The 19,860-nt window shown below is 73.1% G+C and carries 14 protein-coding genes; 7 read left to right on the forward strand and 7 right to left on the reverse strand.

Annotation, left to right across the window (positions count from 1 at the left end; all coding sequences use genetic code 11):
• The first annotated feature begins 52 nt into the window (after window positions 1-52).
• Both ACZ4XJ_RS02390 and ACZ4XJ_RS02395 read left to right on the forward strand, forming a co-directional pair.
• The gene (locus tag ACZ4XJ_RS02390) at window positions 53-2,767 is read left to right on the forward strand and encodes an alpha/beta fold hydrolase (protein WP_468494995.1); all 2,715 of its coding nucleotides are present in this window, start codon (window positions 53-55) and stop codon (window positions 2,765-2,767) included.
• A complete protein-coding gene (locus ACZ4XJ_RS02395) occupies window positions 2,764-3,627 on the forward strand; it encodes an ABC transporter permease (RefSeq protein WP_383998386.1) in 864 nt (287 codons plus the stop codon). The genes ACZ4XJ_RS02390 and ACZ4XJ_RS02395 overlap by 4 nt, the downstream gene beginning before the upstream one ends.
• Window positions 3,628-3,752: 125 nt before the next feature.
• On the opposite strand, the gene ACZ4XJ_RS02400 is transcribed toward ACZ4XJ_RS02395, so the two are convergent.
• The 5 genes from ACZ4XJ_RS02400 to ACZ4XJ_RS02420 form a co-directional block, all read right to left on the reverse strand.
• Entirely contained in the window at window positions 3,753-4,742 is a 990-nt protein-coding gene (locus ACZ4XJ_RS02400; RefSeq protein WP_468494996.1) for a D-2-hydroxyacid dehydrogenase family protein, read from the reverse strand.
• A complete protein-coding gene (locus tag ACZ4XJ_RS02405) occupies window positions 4,739-5,686 on the reverse strand; it encodes an aldo/keto reductase (protein WP_468494997.1) in 948 nt (315 codons plus the stop codon). Before ACZ4XJ_RS02405 ends, ACZ4XJ_RS02400 begins: the two co-directional genes overlap by 4 nt.
• A gap of 240 nt (window positions 5,687-5,926) precedes the next feature.
• Window positions 5,927-7,084, reverse strand: coding sequence for a galactokinase (galK, locus tag ACZ4XJ_RS02410; protein ID WP_468494998.1), 1,158 nt, complete (start codon window positions 7,082-7,084; stop codon window positions 5,927-5,929).
• The gene (gene galT, locus ACZ4XJ_RS02415; RefSeq protein ID WP_468494999.1) at window positions 7,081-8,139 is read right to left on the reverse strand and encodes a galactose-1-phosphate uridylyltransferase; all 1,059 of its coding nucleotides are present in this window, start codon (window positions 8,137-8,139) and stop codon (window positions 7,081-7,083) included. Before galT ends, galK begins: the two co-directional genes overlap by 4 nt.
• A 14-nt stretch (window positions 8,140-8,153) precedes the next feature.
• Window positions 8,154-9,998, reverse strand: coding sequence for a glycoside hydrolase family 35 protein (locus tag ACZ4XJ_RS02420; protein ID WP_468495000.1), 1,845 nt, complete (start codon window positions 9,996-9,998; stop codon window positions 8,154-8,156).
• Between the two features lie 225 nt (window positions 9,999-10,223).
• Between ACZ4XJ_RS02420 and ACZ4XJ_RS02425 the strand changes: the two genes are divergently transcribed.
• Window positions 10,224-11,429: a LacI family DNA-binding transcriptional regulator gene (locus tag ACZ4XJ_RS02425; protein ID WP_468495001.1), complete on the forward strand. Its 1,206-nt coding sequence runs from the start codon at window positions 10,224-10,226 to the stop codon at window positions 11,427-11,429.
• A gap of 453 nt (window positions 11,430-11,882) precedes the next feature.
• On the opposite strand, the gene ACZ4XJ_RS02430 is transcribed toward ACZ4XJ_RS02425, so the two are convergent.
• Together ACZ4XJ_RS02430 and ACZ4XJ_RS02435 are read right to left on the reverse strand one after the other, a co-directional pair.
• Entirely contained in the window at window positions 11,883-12,680 is a 798-nt protein-coding gene (locus ACZ4XJ_RS02430) for a sugar phosphate isomerase/epimerase family protein (protein ID WP_468495002.1), read from the reverse strand.
• Window positions 12,677-13,750: a LacI family DNA-binding transcriptional regulator gene (locus ACZ4XJ_RS02435; protein ID WP_468495003.1), complete on the reverse strand. Its 1,074-nt coding sequence runs from the start codon at window positions 13,748-13,750 to the stop codon at window positions 12,677-12,679. The genes ACZ4XJ_RS02430 and ACZ4XJ_RS02435 overlap by 4 nt, the downstream gene beginning before the upstream one ends.
• Window positions 13,751-13,987: 237 nt before the next feature.
• On the opposite strand from ACZ4XJ_RS02435, the gene ACZ4XJ_RS02440 reads away from it, so the two are divergent.
• The 4 genes from ACZ4XJ_RS02440 (at window position 13,988) to ACZ4XJ_RS02455 (ending at window position 19,560) form a co-directional block, all read left to right on the forward strand.
• Window positions 13,988-15,112, forward strand: coding sequence for a Gfo/Idh/MocA family protein (locus tag ACZ4XJ_RS02440; RefSeq protein WP_468495439.1), 1,125 nt, complete (start codon window positions 13,988-13,990; stop codon window positions 15,110-15,112).
• Window positions 15,109-16,269, forward strand: coding sequence for a dihydrodipicolinate synthase family protein (locus tag ACZ4XJ_RS02445; RefSeq protein WP_468495004.1), 1,161 nt, complete (start codon window positions 15,109-15,111; stop codon window positions 16,267-16,269). Before ACZ4XJ_RS02440 ends, ACZ4XJ_RS02445 begins: the two co-directional genes overlap by 4 nt.
• Window positions 16,266-17,105 (forward strand): sugar phosphate isomerase/epimerase family protein, encoded by an 840-nt coding sequence (locus tag ACZ4XJ_RS02450; RefSeq protein WP_468495005.1) that lies wholly within the window; start codon window positions 16,266-16,268, stop codon window positions 17,103-17,105. The genes ACZ4XJ_RS02445 and ACZ4XJ_RS02450 overlap by 4 nt, the downstream gene beginning before the upstream one ends.
• Window positions 17,106-17,166: 61 nt before the next feature.
• Window positions 17,167-19,560, forward strand: a complete 2,394-nt coding sequence (locus ACZ4XJ_RS02455; RefSeq protein WP_468495006.1) for a polysaccharide lyase 8 family protein — start codon at window positions 17,167-17,169, stop codon at window positions 19,558-19,560.
• Window positions 19,561-19,860 lie beyond the last annotated feature (300 nt).

A 19,860-nucleotide genomic window follows, 5' to 3' on the forward strand; every position in this document is an offset into this window, starting at 1 on the left:
GCTACGCCTGGAGGAGCTCGGGTGGGGAGACCAGGGGCTTTAGGGTTCCGGTATGAAGCTCCGACTGCCACGGCGCCGCCGAGACCGCCTGCTCTCCGGTGTCACCGCGTTCGCCGTCCTGGCCGGCGCCGGTACCTGGACCGCGGCCGCCGCGTCCGGGGACGCGCCGGCCGTGCGCCGCCAGGACCAGGTCCTGGCCCTGCCAGGTGCCGGGATCGACACCTCCTACTTCACGGCCGGCGGCGGGGACGGGAAGCGGCCCGCGGTCCTGCTGGGCCACGGCTTCGGCGGCCGCAAGGACGACGTCCGCGCGCAGGCCGAACGGTTGGCGCGCGACGGATACGCCGTCATGACCTGGTCGGCGCGCGGATTCGGCCGCTCCGGCGGCCTGATCGGGCTGAACGATCCCGAGCACGAGGTCAAGGACGTCTCCGCGCTCGTCGACTGGCTGGCGAAGCGCCCCGAGGTGCGCCTGGACGCCGCCGGTGACCCCCGGGTGGGCGTCGCGGGCGCCTCGTACGGCGGCGCGGTCTCGTTGTTGGCCGCGGGGTACGACCGGCGGGTCGACGCGATCGCCCCGCAGATCACGTACTGGAACCTGGCCGACGCCCTGTTCCCGCAGGGCGTGTTCAAGAAGCTGTGGACCGGGATCTTCTTCACCACCGGCGCGGCGGGCGGCCTCCAGGCCGGTCCGCAGGCCCCGGCCGCCACCCCCGCGGGTCCGCCCGCGGCTGCGGGCTGCGGCCGGTTCGAGCCGCAGCTGTGTGCCATGTACGAGCGGGTCGCGGTGGCGGGCAAGCCCGACGCCGAGGCCCGGGAGCTGCTGGAGAAGCGCAGTCCGTCCGCCGTGGGCGACCGGATCAAGGTTCCGGCGCTGATCGTGCAGGGTCAGGACGACTCCCTCTTCCCCCTCGACCAGGCCGACGCCATGGCCAAGGCCATCGCGGCGAACGGCGCGCCCGTCGCCGTCGACTGGGCGGCGGGCGGTCACGACGGCGGCATGCGCGAATCCGCCCGGATCGAGGCCCGGACCTCGGCCTGGTTCGACCGTTACCTGAAGGGCGACGAGGGCGTGGACACCGGCCCGGCCTTCCGGGTCTCGCGCTCCGGCGGCATCGACTCCACCGACGGGCAGGTCAAACTCCGCGGCGCGACCGGCGACACCTACCCGGGACTCGGCTCCGCGCCGCGCGAGTTCGCCCTGTCGGGCCGGGAGCAGACCTTCGCCAATCCGGCCGGCGGGACACCGCCCGCGCTGTCGGCCCTGCCGGGCATCGGCGGGCAGCTCGCCGCGCTCGGGACCGGCGTCGCGCTCGACTTCCCCGGGCAGAACGCCCGCTTCGAATCGGAGCCGCTGACCGAGGACGTACGGATCACCGGGACCCCGGCTGTGACCCTGAAGGTGAGGTCGACGGCTGCCGACGGTGCGGCCGTCCTGTTCGGCAAGGTGTACGACGTGGGCCCCGACGGGCGCCAACAGGTGCTGCCGAACCAGTTGGTCGCCCCGGTGCGGGTGGAGGACGCCCGGGAGAGCGCGACCGTACGGCTGCGGCTCCCGGCCATCGACCACGCCGTCCGGGCCGGACACCGGCTGCGGCTGGTGGTCGCCGCCACCGACCTCGGCTACGCGTCCCCGGCCGCCCCGGCCGCGTACACCGTCTCGGCGGAGGGGCCGCTGGCCGTGCCCGTCGCGGCCGGGGTCGCCACAGCCGCGACCGACCTGCCCGCCTGGACCTGGTGGCTGCCGCTCGGCGCGGTGGCGCTGGCCGCGGCGCTCCTCGGGATCCGGCGCACCGGCGGGGGTCGCGGCGGGAGCCGGGTGGGAGAAGCGCAGCCCGAACCCGCGCTGGCCGACGTACCCCTGGACATCACCGGGCTGACGAAGCGCTACGCCAAGGCCGCGGACCGGTACGCGGTGCGGGACCTGTCCTTCCGGGTCGAGAAGGGGCAGGTGCTCGGCCTGCTCGGGCCCAACGGCGCCGGGAAGACCACCACGCTGCGGATGCTGATGGGGTTGATCTCGCCGGACGCCGGGGAGATCCGGGTCTTCGGGCACCTCATCCGGCCCGGGGCGCCGGTGCTGTCGCGGGTCGGGGCGTTCGTGGAAGGTGCCGGTTTCCTCCCGCACCTGACCGGCCGGGCCAACCTGGAGCTGTACTGGCAGGCCACGGGCCGTCCCGCCGAGGACGCGCACCTGGCGGAGGCGTTGGAGATCGCCGGGCTCGGTGACGCGTTGGAGCGCGCGGTGCGCACGTACTCGCAGGGCATGCGCCAGCGGCTCGCCATCGCGCAGGCCATGCTCGGCATGCCGGACCTGCTGATCCTCGACGAACCGACCAACGGTCTGGACCCGCCGCAGATCCGTGAGATGCGGGACGTGATGATCCGCTACGCCGCCGCCGGGCGGACGGTCATCGTCTCCAGCCACCTGCTGTCGGAGGTCGAGCAGACCTGCACGCACCTGGTCGTGATGGACCGGGGCCGGCTCGTGCGGGTGGGCGAGGTCTCCGAGATCACCGGCGGCGGCGACACGCTGCTGGTCGCGTTGGAGGGGCCGGTGGACGCGGTGACCGTGGAGAAGGTCGCCGCCCTGGAAGGGGTCGGTTCCGTGCTGCCCGCCGACGAGGGGCTCCTCGTCCGGCTCGACGGCGTGAGCGCCGCCGGGCTGATCGCCGAACTCGTACGGCTGGACGTCCCGGTGTCGGCGGTGGGGCCGCACCGACGGCTCGAAGACGCGTTCCTCACCCTGATCGGAGGTGCGGCGTGAGCGCCGTACAGGAGACCGCGCCGGGCTACCGGGCGAACCACACCCTGCCGCTGCGGGTGGAGGCGCTGCGGCAGTGGCGCCGGCGGCGGACGCTGGTGATGGCCGGGGTGCTGGCCGCACTGCCGTTCATCATGATCATCGCGTTCGCGGTGGGTGGCGGCGACGACGGGCCGGGCGGCGGCAACGGCCGGATCAGCCTCATCGACACGGCGACGGAGTCGGGCGCGAACTTCGCGGTCACCTGCCTGTTCGTGTCGGCCGGTTTCCTCCTGGTGGTGCCCGTCGCGCTGTTCTGCGGGGACACGGTGGCCTCGGAGGCCGGTTGGTCCTCGCTGCGCTACCTGCTGGCCTCGCCGGTCCCCCGGGCCCGGCTGCTGTGGAGCAAGCTGGTGGTGGCGCTCGGGTTCAGCCTGGCGGCGATCGTGCTGCTGCCGGTGGTGGCGCTCGTCGCGGGCACGGCCGCGTACGGCTGGGGGCCGCTGAAGCTGCCGACGGGCGGGGCGTTGGCGGCCGCGGACACGCTGCCGCGGATCGCGCTGGCCGTGGCGTTCGTCTTCGTCTCGCAACTGGTCACGGCCGGGCTGGCGTTCTGGTTGTCGACGCGGACGGACGCGCCGCTGGGCGCGGTGGGCGGAGCCGTCGGCCTGACGATCGTCGGGAACGTGCTGGACGCCGTCACCGCCCTCGGCTCGTGGCGCGAGTTCCTGCCCGCCCACTGGCAGTTCGCCTGGGCGGACGCCCTGCAGCCGCAACTGGAGTGGGGCGGGATGATCAAGGGTGCGGCGGTGTCGGTGTCGTACGCGGTGGTGCTGTTCGCGCTCGCCTTCCGGGGGTTCTCCCGCAAGGACATCGTGTCCTGAGGCGGCCGGGATCCGCTTCGCGGACCCGCCCGAGGGCCCCGCACCGTGCCGACAGGCGGGTGCGGGGCCCTCGGGCGTTCGGGGCTCCTGCCGCGGGTTGCGGCCGGGTGTCCGGCCCGGCTCCGCTACGGGAGGACGCGTACGGGTGAGCCGTCGAGGAAGGCGAGGACGTCCTCGACGGCTTCGCCGTAGTACGTGGCGTAGTTGGCCCGCGTGACGTAGCCCAGGTGCGGCGTGGCCAGGAGGTTCGGCGCGCTGCGCACCGGGTCCGCCGCGGGCAGCGGTTCGGTGTCGAAGACGTCCAGGGCCGCGCCGGCGATGCGCCCCTCGCGCAGCGCGTCGAGGAGCGCGTCCTGCTCGACGATGGCGCTGCGCGAGGTGTTGACCAGGTACGCGTGCGGTCGCATCAGGGCGAGTTCGGCGGCCCCGATCAGGCCCCGGCTGCGGTCGCCGAGCGCCAGGTGGACGGAGACGAAGTCGGCGTCCGCGAGGAGTTCCTCCAGGGACCCGGCGAGGCTCACGCCCACCTCGTCGGCGCGTTCCTTCGTGAGGTTGGCGCTCCAGGCCGACACCTCCATCCCGAAGGCGAGGCCGATCCGGGCGACCCGGCTGCCGATCTTGCCGAGACCGAGCAGGCCGAGTCGCCGGCCGTGCAGGTCGGCGCCGACGGTCCGCTGCCAGGGCCCCTCGCCGGAGCGCAGGGCCGCGCTCTCCACGGCGATCCCCCGGGCAAGACCGAGGAGCAGCGCCCAGCTCAGCTCGACGGGCGGGGTGGAGGAGCTGGCGGTGCCGCATACGGTCAGGCCGGTGCGCGCGGCGGCCTCGTAGTCGATGACCGAGTTGCGCATGCCGCTCGCGACGAGCAGTTTGAGGCGCGGCAGCCGCTCCAGGAGGCTCGCCGGGAAGGGCACGCGTTCGCGGAGGGTGACCACGACGTCGAAGTCGGCCAGCCGGACGGCCAGTTCGTCCTCGTCGTCGAGGTGGTCGGCGTACGTGACCACCTCGACGCCGCGGGCGGTGACCTCGGACCAGTCCGCGAGGGTGGTGGCCGCGCCCTGGAAGTCGTCCAGGACGGCGCAGCGCAGGGGCGCCGCCGCGGCGCGGGTGTCCGTCACGCGACGTCCCCGGCGACGGCGTCGATCTCCGCCAGGAGTTCCGCTTCCAGCGGCCGGTCGGCGACGGCCGCGTTGGCGCGCACCTGCTCCGCGGAGGTGGCGCCCGCGATGACGGAGGCGCAGCCGGGCTGGGCCGAGAGCCAGCCGATGGCGAGTTCCAGCACGGTGCGGTCGTACTTCTCGGCGATCGCGGCGAGCGCCTCGACGGTGTCGAGGCGCTCCTCGGTGAGGTAGGCGTCGCGCCCTTCGAGGCGGGAGCCCCCCGGGACGGCCGCGCCGCGCCGGATCTTGCCGGTGAGCAGGCCGTTGGCGAGCGGGAAGTAGGGCAGGACGCCCACTCCGTAGTGCAGGGCGGCCGGCACGAGTTCGCGTTCCGCGGAGCGTTGGAGCAGCGACCATTCGTTCTGTGCCGACACGAAGGGCGTCGCGCCCGTCTCGCGGGCGACGTGGGCGGCTTCGGCGAGCTGCCAGCCGCTGAGGTTGGAGTGCCCGATGTAGCGGATCTTGCCCTCGGTGACGAGCTCGGTGAGGGCGGCGAGGGTTTCGGCGATCGGGGTGGCCGGATCGGGGCTGTGCAGCTGGTAGAGGTCGATGTGGTCGGTCTCCAGGCGGCGCAGCGAGGCTTCGACGGCGCGCCGGACGTAGGCGCGGCCGCCGCGGGCTCCGGCGGCGGCCCCGTACCCCATGTCGACGCCGTCGTAGCCGAACTTGGTGGCGAGGACGACCTGGTCGCGGCGGCCCTTGAGGGCTTGGCCGAGGTGGCTCTCGGAGCCGCCGCTGCCGCCGTAGATGTCGGCGGTGTCCAGGAGGGTGATCCCGGCGTCGAGGGCGGCGTCGACGACGGCGCGGGTGGCCCGGGCGTCGAGCCGGCCGCCGAAGTTGTTGCAGCCGAGGCCGACGGTGGAGACCTGAAGTCCTGAACGGCCCAGGGGGTTGTACTGCACGTGGTTCGCTCCTCCGCGATCGTCCGGTGCCTTGTGCGGCAAGTGATCACTCTAGGCCCGCCGATGGGGCGGCGGTACGGGGTCGTGTGAACGCTCCGTGTCGCGCGTCCGGCGGGCGTGGGCCGGCGGGCGTGTGACCCCGGCCGGTGCCCGCCCCCGCGCTCTTCGGTACGCCCGGGGCGTGTTGCGAAAGTGGCGCCGAGCGCCCGAGGGGCCGGGCGGGACCTTCACAACACGCCCTTAGAGGATCCGGGCCGCGCCGGCGGCGGGCACGGCCCGGGTCACGTGCGGAGCGGTGAACCCGGCGGCGGCGAACGCGCCCTCGACGGCTCGGGTCACCTCCGCCTCGGCCTCCGCGTCGATCAGGGCGAGGGCCGAGCCCCCGAAGCCGCCGCCCGTCATCCGGGCTCCGTACGCGCCGGCCGCGTTGGCCGTGGCCACCGCCAGATCGAGCTCCGGGCAGGACACCTCGTAGTCGTCGCGCAGCGAGGCGTGGCCCTCGGTGAGCAGCGGCCCGGCGGCGCGCAGCCGGCCGGCGCGCAGCTCCGCCTCGACCCGCAGGACGCGTTCGTTCTCGGTGACGATGTGCCGGACGCGGCGGCGCCCGATCGGGTCGGTGAGCCGGGACAGCGCCTCCGGCAGGTCCGCGTACGCCAGGTCGCGCAGCGCGGGCAGCCCCAGCGCGGCGGCGGCCCGATGGCAGGAGCTGCGGCGCGCCGCGTAGGCGCCGTCGGCGAGGTCGTGCTTGACCCGGGTGTCGATGACGAGCAGCCGCAGCCCCGACGCGGCGCAGTCGAAGGGGATGTGACGTTGTTCGAGGGTGCGGGTGTCGAGGTGCAGGGCGTGCCCCGCGGAGGAGCAGGCCGAGGCCATCTGGTCCATGACCCCGCAGGGCACGCCGACGTACGCGTTCTCGGCGCGCCGGGCCAAGGTCGCCAGCTCCGCGCCGGGCAGCGGGATCCCGTACAGCTCGGTGAGGGCCATCGCGGTGGCCACTTCCAGGGCCGCGGATGAGGACAGGCCGGCCCCGGTCGGCACGTCGGAGCGCACGTACAGGTCCGCCCCGCCGACCGGAAGGCCCGCCTCCAGCAGCGCCCACGCCACGCCTGCCGGGTACGCCGTCCAGCCGGCCGGGCCGCGGGGGGTGCCGCCGGGGGTCAGGTCGGTGAGGTCCAGGGTGACGACGCCGGAGGGCACGTCGGCGGAGTGCAGTCGGAGCTTGCGGTCGGTGCGGCGGGCCGCGGCCACCTCCGTGCGCTGCGGGAGCGCGAAGGGCAGCGCGAACCCGTCGTTGTAGTCGGTGTGTTCGCCGATCAGGTTGACCCGGCCGGGCGCGGCCCACACGCCCTCGGGCGGGCTCCCGTACAGGTCCTGGAACCCCTGGGCCGCGCGGTTCACGGACTCGCCACCTCCCGCAGCCGGGCGGCCGCGTCCTCGGGCCGGACGTCGTTCATGTAGGCCTCCATTCCGGACTCGGTCCCCGCGAGGTACTTCAGCTTGTCCGCGGTGCGCCGGACGGTGAACAGCTCCAGGTGGAGCGCGAAGTCCTCGCGTCCCTCACCGGTGGGCGCCTGGTGCCAGGCGGAGATGTACGGGGTCGGACCGGGCAGTGCGAACAACCGGTCGAAGCGGCGCAGCAGTTCCAGGTAGAGCCCGGGGAGTTCGGCGCGGGCCGCGTCGCCGAGGGCCGGGAGGTCGGGTACCCGGTCGTGCGGATGGAGGTGGACCTCGTAGGGCCAGCGGGCGGCGTACGGGACGAAGGCCGTCCAGTGCTCCCCTTCGAGGACGACGCGGGTGCCCTCGGCGCGCTCGGCCGCGAGGACCTCCTCGAAGAGGTTGCCGCCGGTGCGGGCCCGGTGCGCGGCGACGGTGGCGAGCATGCGGCCGGTGCGCGGGGTGACGAACGGGAAGGCGTAGATCTGGCCGTGGGGGTGGGCGAGGGTGACGCCGATCTCGGTGCCCCGGTTCTCGAAGCAGTAGACCTGCCGGACGCCTTCGCGTGCGGCGAGTTCGGCGGTGCGGTCGGTCCAGGCGGCGAGGACCAGTGCGGCGCGGGACTCGTCCAGTTCGGCGAAGGAGGTGCGGTGGTCGGGGGTGAAGCAGATGACCTCGCAGCGGCCGGTGTCGCCGGCGAGGGAGGGGAAGCGGTTCTCGAAGACGGCCACCTCGTAGTCCGGGGCCGGGACCTCGCTCGCGTGCGCGGCGGTGGAGGGGCACAGCGGGCAGTCGTCGGCGGGCGGCAGGTGGGTGCGGCCCTGACGGTGGGAGGCGATGACGACGGCGTCCCCGAGGAGCGGGTCGCGGCGCACCTCGGAGGTGGGGACGGTGGCGGCTCCGAGGGGGCGGGTGTCGGGAACGGTGCGGACGGGGGCTTGGTCCCCGTCCGGATCCTTGTCCGTGTCGTAGTAGAAGATCTCGCGGCCGTCGGCGAGTCGGGTGCTCGTACGATTCACGTACCGATCTTCCCTCACTGGGGGGTGATGGCGGTGGGGCGGCCCAGGTCGGGTCGGTCGCTCAGTCGGAGTTCGGCGCCGGGGCGTTCCATTTCCAGGACCACGATCTCGTTCCCGGCGGCGTGCCACAGGGGGGCGGGGGCGTAAAGGGTGCGCTGCGGGCCGCGCGGGGTGTCGTAGTGGCCGAGGAGGAATCCGTTCAGCCAGACCAGGCCGGTGCCCCATCCGGAGAGGTCCACGAAGCCGTCCGCCGGGGGTGCGTCGGGGGTGTGGGAGAACCGGCGGAAGGTGGGCTCCTGCGCCGGGGGCTCCTGAGCCGTGGGCCCGGCGGGGTCGGTCAGGGGGGCCGGGGCGGTCCCGGTGTCCGTCGGTCTGGACCAGTCGAGGCCGCTCAGGTCGGTGAGCGGGAGCGGGGTGATCTCCCACTCGAACAGGTGCTGGTGGCCGTGGCGCACGCCGCGCCAGATGCCCTTGCGATCGTCGAGCAGCGGCCCGTAGTTCACCCGCCCCAGGGCCCGGACCAGGATGTCGAGCACGACGCCCTCCTCGCCGACGGGCAGGTCGAGGCCCTCGTCGGGGGCGTTGCGGTCGAGGGCACCCAGTAGTCGGCCGTCGGCGAAGAGGTACGCGTGGTCACCGAGCCCGTCGATCCTGACTGGCATGGCGGGGCGCGGCCCGGTGATGGTGGTCCGGTAGTGGATCAGGCCGTGGTCCTGGCCGAGCTTCTCCATGGACTCGGGTGCGGGACGCAGGACCGGTTCGCCTCCGAGGGTCCCGAGCGCGCCGAGCAGCGGGGCGACGCCGGCCGGGATCGCGCGGGCCGGGGCCATCCGGGGCGGCGGGGCGGGCAGCGGGCCGTCGGGCAGGGGGAGGTACTTGCCGATGACCTCGCGGAAGGCATGGAACTTGGGGGTGAGTTCGCCGGCTTCGCCGATCGGGGCGTCGTAGTCGTAGCTCGTGACGGTGGGCTGGTAGCCGGGGTCCGCGGGCCTCGACCCGGTGTGGTTGGCGCCCGCCCGGAAGCCGAAGTTGGTGCCGCCGTGGGCCATGTAGAGGTTGACGGAGGCGCCGGTGGCGAGGAGTTCGTCGAGGGATTCGGCGGCTTCCCGGGCGTCGCGGACGTGGTGCCCGTCGCCCCAGTGGTCGAACCAGCCGATCCAGAACTCCATGGCGGTCAGCGGGCCGGTGCGCTGGTAGCGGCGCAGGACGTCGAAGCGTTCCGCGGGCCGGGCTCCGAAGGTGGCGGTCGCGAGCCGGCCGGGGACGGTGCCGCCCTGGAGCATGGCGTCCTCGGGGCCGTCCGCGGTGAAGAGCAGGCAGTCGATGCCGCGGTCCGTCAGGGCGCGGTCGATGTGGGCGCGGTAGCGCGCGTCGTTGCCGTACGAGCCGTACTCGTTCTCGATCTGCACGGCGACCACCGGGCCCCCGCGGCTCGCGAGGTGGGGCAGCAGTTCGGGTACGACGAGGTCGAACCAGCCGTCCACCTCGGCCTGGAATCGAGGGTCGGAGCACCGCAGGTGCAACCCGTCGATGGCCAGGAGACGGGCGGGCAGACCTCCGAAGTCCCATTCGGCGCAGATGTAGGGTCCGGGCCGGACGACCGCGTCGAGCCCGAGGTCCTGGGCTATGCGCAGGAACCGGCCGACGTCGCGCCATCCGGTGAAGTCGCCCTTGCCCGGGCCGGTTTCGTGGAAGTTCCAGGGGGCGTACGTGTCCACGGTGTTGGCCCCCATGGCCCGCAGCCGACGCAGCCGGTCCTCCCACAGGTCGGGATGGACCCGGAAGTAGTGCAGGGCACCCGAGACGATGCGGTGGGGCCGGCCTGCCCGGCGGAATCCGTCCTGGTCGTGCGTGAGCATGCGCTGGCTCCCGGAAAAGGTCGAAATGCCGTGAGGTGCGGGGCTGCAAGCCGAATATATGAACGGCCCGTCCGCGCAGTCAATGACCGGTTGAACGCAATCAATCGAAACGATCGATTCGATTGCCTATGATGACCGCGCGGACGGGCCGCGGAGCCCGCCCGCAGGGCTGCCGGCCGGCACGGCCCGGCACGGCCCGGACCCGCCGGACTTCAGGGGGACCTCGTGAGACCACATGTGGACCAGCGTCAGGCTCAGGTGCTCGCGCTGGTACGGGCCCGCGGCAGCGTACGGGTGGCCGACCTGGCCCAGGAGCTCGGTGTTTCGCCCGTCACCCTGCGCCGGGACATCGAGGCGATGGCCGCCCGGGGCGAGATCCAGCGGATGCACGGCGTGATCAGCCGGATCGAGGGCATACGGCCCGTCGCTCCCTCCCTCTCCCGCGACCCGGGCGCTACCGCGTCCGGCCGGTCCCCGGCGGGCCCCGGGGCGGGCCTGGTGATCGGAATGGTGGTCCCCACCACGGAGTACTACTACGCCGAGGTGGTACGCGGTGCGCGCGAGGTCGTCGAGGCGCGGGGCGCGCGCCTCACCGTCGGACTGACGCGCTATCTCCCGGGCGAGGACCGCACCCAGGCCGACCGCCTGCTGTCCACCGGTGCGGACGGACTGCTCCTGACCCCGAACTGGGCCGCCGGATCGGCCGCTCCGGGCGAGGGCGCCTGGACGGCGGAGCTCGACGTACCGACCGTACTGGTCGAACGCGCGGCCCCGCCGGGACACCCGGCGGCGGGGCTGGACCGGGTGATGTCCGACCACGCCCACGGGGCCGCGCAGGCCGTCCAGCACTTGGCGGGGCAGGGGCACCGCCGGATCGCCCTCGCCAGCCAGGAAACCCCGACGACCGCGCGCCTGCGCTCCGGATTCGAAGCGGCCGTGAACGCCCTGGGCCTGAAGCCACCCCCGCCGTGGCCCGGGGCGGCGGGGTCGGGGGCGGCGGGGTCGGGGGCGGCGGGGTCCGGGGTCGCGGGGTCGGGGGTCGCGGGGTTCGGGCCGGCGGGGTCCGGGTCTGCGAGCGACGCCGGCCTCTCGGTGGCCGACCGCTTCGCCCGCACCCTGGACTACCTGTGCGACGCGGTGACCTCAGGCGGAGTGACCGCGGCCCTGATCCACAGCGACACCGACGCCATCATGCTGATCCCCCGCCTCCAGGCCCGAGGCATCCGCGTACCGCAGGACCTGGCCGTGATCACCTACGACGACGAAGTGGCCGGACTGGCCGACGTACCGCTGTCGGCGGTCGCCCCGCCCAAGCACGAGGTCGGTGCACGGGCCGCGACCCTGCTCCTGGAACGCCTCACGACCGCCGCACACGAAACCCCCCGCCAACACGTGGAACTCCTCCCCCACCTGAACATTCGCACCACCTAGGTGTACGGACCCGCAGCTGCTCAGATCGACTTCGGGCACCTCCGTGTGTAGGCGGCGGGTGCGGCTGTCAGTCGACGCACCTCGCTGGAAGGCCGATGCGATCGGAACCCGGGGGCCAGGTGATCACGTAGGTCGTGTGCATCACGATGCGCGGCGGCCGGTTGAGGCCCCTTTCGGGCCCTGGGGCCGGTTACGGCTTCATGAGGGCGGCAGTGGCTCCGGTGATCAGTGTCTGGGAGTGTTGGACGAGCCGTTCGTAGTCTCGTGCATGGCAGGTGGGGGCCCATGGCCATCCCCGGAGGCCTCACGTGGCTTCCTCAGGTTGGCGTGGGCGCCCTTGCCGGTGAGCTGGACCGGCCGTCGTGACCCCGGTCGAGGAACGCGGGTCGAGGGCTCGCTACGTACCGCCCCGTCTCGGTAGCCGCTGTGCCGCAGACCCGTGCCGGCCCTCTCCTACTCGGCTTGTTGCCCCGCAGTCACCAGATGCTCCAGGTAGGACCGTCCCTGTTCGAGCAGGCCGGCGAGGTCGGCGGCGTGGGGGTACCAGCGTCGCTCGTACTCCCAGCACAGCCAGCCCGCCGGCGGTGCTGCTGCCACCGCTTCGGCCAGGGGGAGGACTCCGGCGCCGAGACCGAGCGGGGTGAGGTCCTGCGCCGAGGCCACGTCCTTCACCTGGACGTAGCCCAGGTGTCCGCCGAGTTGTCTTCGCGACCGTTGCGCCGCCTCTCCCTCAAGCCAGGTGTGCAGTACGTCCCACAAGGCACCCGCGGCGGGATGACCCACCTCGTGCAGGACCCGGGCCGTGGCCGTCGTGCTGCGATGGGAGTCGTGGGTCTCCAACAGGATTCGCACGCCGTGCCGATCGGCGAACGGGACCGCCTCCCGGAGCCGGCGCACGGCGTTGGCATCGGATCGGTGCGGTGGCAGGCCTTCCCCACCGGGAAAGACGCGCACGTACGGGGCTTCAAGATCGACAGCGAGCTGGACCAGGTCCCTGATCTCGGCGAGGACCGGCTCGTCCTCCCCGGCCGCCGCCACCCGGGCGTAACCGGCGACCCCGAGGACCCTCACATCGGCCGCGGTCACCGCCCTCAAGCCGGCAGCCCGGTCACCGCGCGAGCTCCCCGCGTGCAGCGGCTCCTCGGGGTGGGCGCGGAGTTCGAGGCCGTCGTACCGGTGCTCGGCCGCCAGCGCCGCGCTACGCACGAGAGGGGTTCCGGGCAGCCCCAGCGTCGAGAAGGCGTACTTCACGGCCGGCTCCCCTCGGGCGGCGGGGCCGTGGAGCCTCGCACCATGAGTTCGGTGGGCAGAGTGGTGATGCCGCCCGGGGGCGGGGACCTGCGGCCGGTCACCAGGTTCGCGGCCAGCGCCCCGGCCTCGCGCAGCGGCACACGGACCGTGGTGAGCGCGGGCGCGGTGTCCACGCAGAACGGCAGATCGTCGAAGCCCGCGACCGATACGTCCTCGGGGATGCGCAGCCCCGCTTCGCGCAGCGCGGCGACCACACCCGTGGCTACGGCGTCGTTGGCTGCGGCGACGGCGGTGAAGGGCTCAGCACGGCGGAGCAGTTCCTGGGCTGCGTCATAGCCGGCGGATCGTTCGAATCCGGCGTGCAGGGTGATCCGGGCGCAGGTATCGGGCAGGGTCGGATCGTGGCGTGCCAGTGCGTCCCGGTGTCCGGCGAGGCGCTCGCGGGAAGTGCTCAACCCGGGCGGACCGGCCACATAGGCGATGCGCCGATGGCCGAGGGCGAGGAGGTGCTCGGCGAGGCGAAAGGCTCCTCCCCGGTCGTCGAAGACGACGGTGGCCAGGGGCAGCCCCGCGTCAACGGGCAGCGGTGGCCGGCCGCAGAGGACCACGGGCGTTCCCGCGGCCGCTAGCCGCGAGACCCGCGCGGCGAGGGCAGCGGTGTGGTCCGGATGCTCGACGGCCCCGCCGGTGAGGACGACGCCGCCGGCCCGCTGCCCTTCCAACAGGGTGAGGTAGGCGATTTCAGCGGCGGGGGCGCCCTCGGTGTTGCACACCACGGCCAGTCGGCGTGGCTCCGCACGACCGGCCGGGTCCAGGGCGCGTTGGAGGGAGCCGGCAAGGATCCCGAAGAAGGTGTCGGCGACATCGTGCACAAGGACGCCGATCAGGTCCGAGGTGGCCGCGGCCAGCGCCCGGGCGGGGCCGTTGGCGATGTAGCCCAGCTCCTCGACGGCCTGCTCCACCCTGGTTCGGGTGCCGCCCGCCACCGGGTAGCCGCCGTTCAGTACCCGCGAGACCGTGGCCGGCGATACACCTGCGTGCGCCGCGACCTCGGCAAGGGTGACCGCCATGCCGCACCTCTCCTTCTGCCCTCACGGGCTGCCCTCGGTCATCGTCTCATTCGGTGTGGATCTCCATATTGGCGGATTCAGCAAGCGCTTTCTATCACTCGAACGAGTGTTGTCAGGCATTGCACGAGCGTCCTAGCCTGATGCGAGAGAAAGCGCTTTCTACACTGGCGCCGATGTTGATGTGAACTCGGCCGAACAAATGGAGGGACCGTGAACCGCAGGACGATCAAGATCGCGATGAACGGCGTGACCGGGCGGATGGGATACCGCCAGCATCTGGTCCGGTCCCTGCTCGCACTGCGCGAGCAGGGTGGGCTCGATCTCGGTGACGGGTCGGTGATCTGGCCGGAGCCCGTCCTGGTCGGTCGCCGGGAGTCGGCACTGCGGGCCATTGCCGAGCGGCACGGCCTGGAGGACATCAGCACCGACCTGGATTCCGTACTCGCGGATCCGACGGTGGAGATCTACTTCGACGCCCAGGTGACCGGCGCCCGCGAGCCGGCGGTCCGCCGGGCCATCGCCGCCGGGAAGCACGTCTACTGCGAGAAGCCGACGGCGCTCACCTTCGAGTCGGCGCTGGAGCTGGCCCGGCTCGCCGAGGCAGCCGGGGTCAAGCACGGCGTGGTCCAGGACAAGCTCTTCCTGCCGGGCCTGCTGAAGCTGAAGCGCCTGATCGAGGGCGGCTTCTTCGGTGAGATCCTGTCCGTGCGGGGTGAGTTCGGCTACTGGGTGTTCGAGGGGGACTGGCAGTCCGCGCAGCGCCCGTCGTGGAACTACCGGGCGCAGGACGGTGGGGGGATCGTGGCCGACATGTTCCCCCATTGGGACTACCTGCTGCACGAGCTCTTCGGCCCGGTGCGAACCGTGCAAGCCCTCGCCCGGACCCACATCGCGCGCCGTTGGGACGAGGAGGGCAAACCGTACGAGGCCACTGCGGAGGACGCCGCCTACGGCATCTTCGAGTTGGAGGGTGGCGCCGTCGCCCAGATCAACTCTTCCTGGGCGGTACGGGTGCACCGTGACGAACTGGTGGAGTTCCAAGTCGACGGAACGCACGGATCGGCTGTCGCGGGCCTGCGCGGCTGCCGGATCCAGCACCGCGTCGCGACGCCCAAGCCGGTGTGGAATCCGGACCTGCCCCAGGCCGAGGCCTTCCGCGCCCAGTGGCAGGAGGTGCCGGACAACAGCCCACCGGACAACGGCTTCAAGGCCCAGTGGGAGCTCTTCCTCCGTCACGTCGTACGGGACGAGCCCTGGCGGTGGGATCTGCTCGCGGGGGCCCGCGGAGTGCAACTGGCCCAGGTGGGGTTGCGGTCCTCGGCCGAAGGTCGCCGGCTCACGGTGCCGACGGTGACGCTGTGAACGGCATCCGGCTCCCTTCTGCCGACGGTCGGTTGCGGCTGCATCTGCCCAGCACCGTTCCGCTACCACCCCTGGTCGCCGGACCCGCCCGTTCCCGTGTGTTCCACGCCGCGGCCCACGTGGTGGCGGACCCGCTCGCCGCGTCGGCCGACAGCCGAGCGGTGGTCGACTGGGACAGCACGCTGGCGTTCCGGCGTCGGCTGTGGGAGCAGGGACTCGGAGTCGCGGAGGCCATGGACACCGCCCAGCGCGGAATGGGACTCGACTGGCCGGTGGCGGCGGAACTGATCCGCCGCTCGGGGGCCGAGGCCCGCGCCGTGGGAGGGCGGATCGTCTGCGGGACGGGAACAGACCAGCTCCCGCCGGGGAAACCGCACTCCCTGGCCGCGATCACCAGTGCTTACGAGGAACAGCTCGCCCACACCGAGGCCTGCGGCGCCCGGGCCGTCCTCATGGCGTCGCGAGCCCTGGCCGAGACTGCCCGCGGCCCCGAGGACTACCTCCAGGTGTACGCCGAACTGGTCCGCCAGAGCGCCCAACCCGTCGTGCTGCACTGGCTGGGGCCGATGTTCGACCCCGAGCTGGCCGGCTACTGGGGCCACGAGGACATGGACGCGGCCGTGGAGGTCTTCCTGAAGGTCGTCTCCGCGTGCCCGGAGAAGGTCGACGGCATCAAGGTCTCCCTGCTGGACGCGGAACGGGAGGTGGAGATCCGACGGCGGCTGCCGGCCGGGGTCCGCTGCTACACCGGGGACGACCACCACTATCCCGAACTCATCGCCGGTGACGGGCGGCTGGCCAGCGACGCCCTGCTGGGGGTCTTCGATCCCCTCGCCCCGATCGCCGCCAGGGCCGCGATCGCCCTCGACGAAGGGGATTCGGCGCGCTTCCGCGAACTGCTGGACCCGACGGTCGCCCTGGCCCGGCACCTGTTCGCACCGCCCACCCGCTACTACAAAACGGGGGTGGTCCTCCTGGCCTGGCTGGCCGGACACCAGGAACACTTCACGATGGTGGCCGGGTTGCACGCGGCCCGCTCCCTCCCCCACCTGGCGACCGCGTACGAACTGGCCGACCGACTCGGCCTGTTCCCCGATCCAGGACTCGCCGAGGACCGGATGCGCCGGCTCCTCCGCCTGCACGGGGTGTCCTCGTGAAGGGCGCGACGGCTCCGGCGCGGCTCAGCCTCAACCAGGAGACGATCCGCCAGTGGTCGCTGCCCGATCTGGTCGCCGGGTGCACGGCGGCGGGGGTGGCCGCGGTGGGGCTGTGGCGGGAACCGGTGCGCGAGTTCGGCGTGCGGGAAACGGCGAAGCTCGTTTCGGGGGCGGGGCTGCGCGTCAGCTCGCTGTGCCGGGGCGGCTTCTTCACCGCCGCCGATCCTGCGGGCCGGGCGGCGGCGCTCCAGGACAACCGGCGAGCGGTGGAGGAAGCGGCCGAGGTGGGGGCCGATGTCCTGGTCCTGGTCGCGGGTGGTCTGCCCCCGGGTGAGCGGGACCTGGTGGGGGCGCGGCAACGCATCGTGGACGTGCTCGACGATCTGGTCCCCTGGGCCGCCGGGTTCGGCGTGCGACTCGGGATCGAGCCGCTGCACCCGATGTTCGCGGCGGACCGCTGCGTGGTCTCCACCCTGGGCCAGGCCCTCGACATCGCCGAGCAGTTTCCCGCCGAACGGGTCGGGGTCGTCGCCGACTCCTACCACCTGTGGTGGGACGAGAGGCTGCCGGGCGAGCTGCGGCGGGCCGGTGCCGGCGGCCGGATCGTGTCGGTGCAGGTGGCCGACTGGGTGACCCCGCTCCCCGAGGGGGTGTTGCTCGGTCGGGGGCAGTTGGGCGACGGCTGCGTCGACCTGCGGGGATTCCGGGAGCTGGCCGACGCGGCGGGATACCGGGGTCCGGTGGAGGTGGAGATCTTCCATCCGGGTCTGTGGGCGCGGGAGGGTTCCGAGGTGCTTGAGGAGGTGGTCGACCGCTACCGGCGACACGTCGAGTAGGGCGGGCAGCGGCATGCGCGGTGACATCGGAGAACGGTAGGGACCGGATGAGGAGGTTGCGGTGAAAAGGGTGTGGAGCAGGCGTTCCTTCCTTGCTGCGGCGGGCGGGGGTGCGCTGGTGTTCGGCGGACCCGCCGAACGAGCGGGTGCCGATCCCGCGGCCGATGTTCACGAGGCGATGCGTGCGGTCTGGCGCGACCTGGTCCTGGGCGGCGGGTTCCCGGTCACGGAAGAGCCGTTCCGTTCACGGCTCGCCGAGCTCGGCGAACAGGTCGGCGGATGGGCCGCCGCCATGGCCCCGTCGCCCGGGTCGCTCTGGCCGGATCTCGCGTTCGCCACGGATCCCGAGCGGATGATGCAGAGCTACTACCGGCTCCGGACGATGGCGGAGGGCTTTCTGCGTCCCGGAACGGGTCTCACCGGAGACGCCGGGGTGCTCGCCTCCCTGCTGGCGGGATTGGACCATCTGCACGCGGAGGTCTACCACGCGGGCCAGGTGCGGTACGGCAACTGGTACTGCTGGCAGATCGGCGCTCCCCAGGCCCTCCTCGACCTGTGCGTCCTGCTGTACGAGCAGCTGGGTGCGGACCGGCTGGGCCGCTTCTGCGCGGCCGTCGATCATTTCGTACCGGACTCCGCCGTCGCCTCGTACAGCGGTACGAGTACGGGCGCGAACCGGGTGGACCTGTGCCGGGTGCTGGCCGTGCGCGGGGTGGTCGGGCAGGAGGACGCGAAGACGGCCCTTGCCCGCGACGCGCTCTCCCCCGTGTTCCCGTACGTGACCACGGGGGACGGGCTGTACCGGGACGGCTCGTTCGTGCAGCACACGTGGGTGCCCTATACGGGGACGTACGGCGCGGTGTTCCTCGGCGGATTGGGCATGCTGTTCGCGCTCCTGAAGAACACCCCGTGGCAGATCACGGATCCCCGGGCGCAGACCGTTCTGGATGCCGTGGAGCGGGCCTGGGCTCCCTTCCTCTTCAACGGATTGGTCATGGACGCCGTGTCGGGGCGGGCCGTCAGTCGGGGGCTGCTCGTCTCGGACGCCCGCCAGGTCCAGCAGGACGACCACACCCGGGGGCACGCGGTGCTGGCCGGCATCCTGCTGCTAGCCGAGGGGGCGAGCGCCGCCGAGCGCATCCGGTGGCGCGGGCTGGTGAAGGGGTGGGCGGCTCGCTCCTACTACAGCCCCCCGCTGGCGGACCGGACGCTCGGGCTGTCCGCCCTCGCCCGGCTCGCCGACCTCCGGGCCGACCCCGCGGTGGCTCCGGCGCCCGAGCCGGTCGGGCACCGGCTCTTCGCCTCCATGGACCGGGCCACCCACCGGCGGCCGGGCTGGGCCGCTTCCCTGTCCATGGCGTCCCGGCGGATCACCCACTACGAGACGGGCAACGGCGAGCACCTGCGCGGCTGGCACACCGGAAGCGGGATGCTCTCCTGGTGGGGCTCCACGTACGGCAACGGCCAGTATTCCGACGCGTTCTGGCCCACGGTGGACCCGCGCCGGCTGCCGGGCACGACGGTGGCCCGCACCGTCCTGGCCGACGGGGCGGGAGGCGACTGGGGCGCGTCCCGGCCGGACGCCGCCTGGGTGGGCGGGAGCACCGACGGGGAGTTCGCGGCGGTGGGTCAGCACCTGCGGGGCCTGGGAAGCACGCTCGAAGCCCGCAAGTCCTGGTTCTTCCTCGCGGACACGGTCGTCTGTCTGGGGGCGGGCATCCGCGCCTCGGACGGGGTCCCCGTGGAGTCGGTGGTCGACAACCGCAACCTGGGAGTGACGGGCACCCACGCCCTGACCATCGGTGGCAGCGTCCAGCCGGCCCGGTCCGGCTGGTCGGCCACCTTCACCGCCCCGGGCTGGGCCCATCTGGCGGGCTTCGGCGGGTACGTCCTGCAGGGCCCCGGCCCGTTCAAGGCCCTGCGGGAAGAACGCACCGGGCGGTGGAACGACATCAACCGCGGCGGAGCGACCACTGCCCTCACCCGGCGTTACGCCACCCTCTGGTACGACCACGGCAGGGACCCGGTCGACGCCGGGTACCTCTACCAAGTGCTCCCCGGAGCGAGCACGACGCAGACGGCGGCACGGGCCGCCGCGTCGTCATGGTTGACCCTGCTCGCCAACTCCGCGACGGGCCAGGGGGTGTCCGTTGCTTCGCTCGGCTTCACCGGCGTCAACTTCTGGCAGGCCGGCGCCGTCGGGCCGCTGGAAGCGAGCGGCCCCTGTTCGGTCACGGTGCGGTTGAGGGGTGACGGCACCGCCTCCCTGTCCGTCGCGGACCCGACCCGGACCCTGGGGACGCTGACCCTGGTCTGGCGCCGGGCTGTAGCGACGGTGTTGTCCCGGCCGGAGAGCGTGGTCTCGGCGGTCGGGGGAACTCAGCTGCGGATCGAGTTCGGGAGCCTCGTCGGGACGGCGGGGTCATCCCAGGAGGTGGTGGTCCGGCTGGGGTGACGAGGTCCGCGGACACGGGCCGGGAAGGGCGCGGGCGAGCCGTGCGGGGAGGGGGAGGGGGCAATTCGCGTAGCATTTGGCAGTCATCGGTACGGGGGCAGCTTGGCCTTCGCCCCACCCTCGGAGCCTGTCCTTTCGCGGTGTCGGCCCCGGTTGCGCGGGGTGGGAGCCCGTCCGGGAGCGAGGGGCCGACGGAGCGATACCCCTGGACTTCCCGCGCAGGTGCTGTTTAGGGTCGTGTCCGACGGCATCGCGTGTCGGTCACCGACCGGGTGAGGCATGGAGGTGTCCGTGACATGC

The sequence above is a fragment of the Streptomyces sp. NPDC029836 genome, assembly GCF_055574495.1.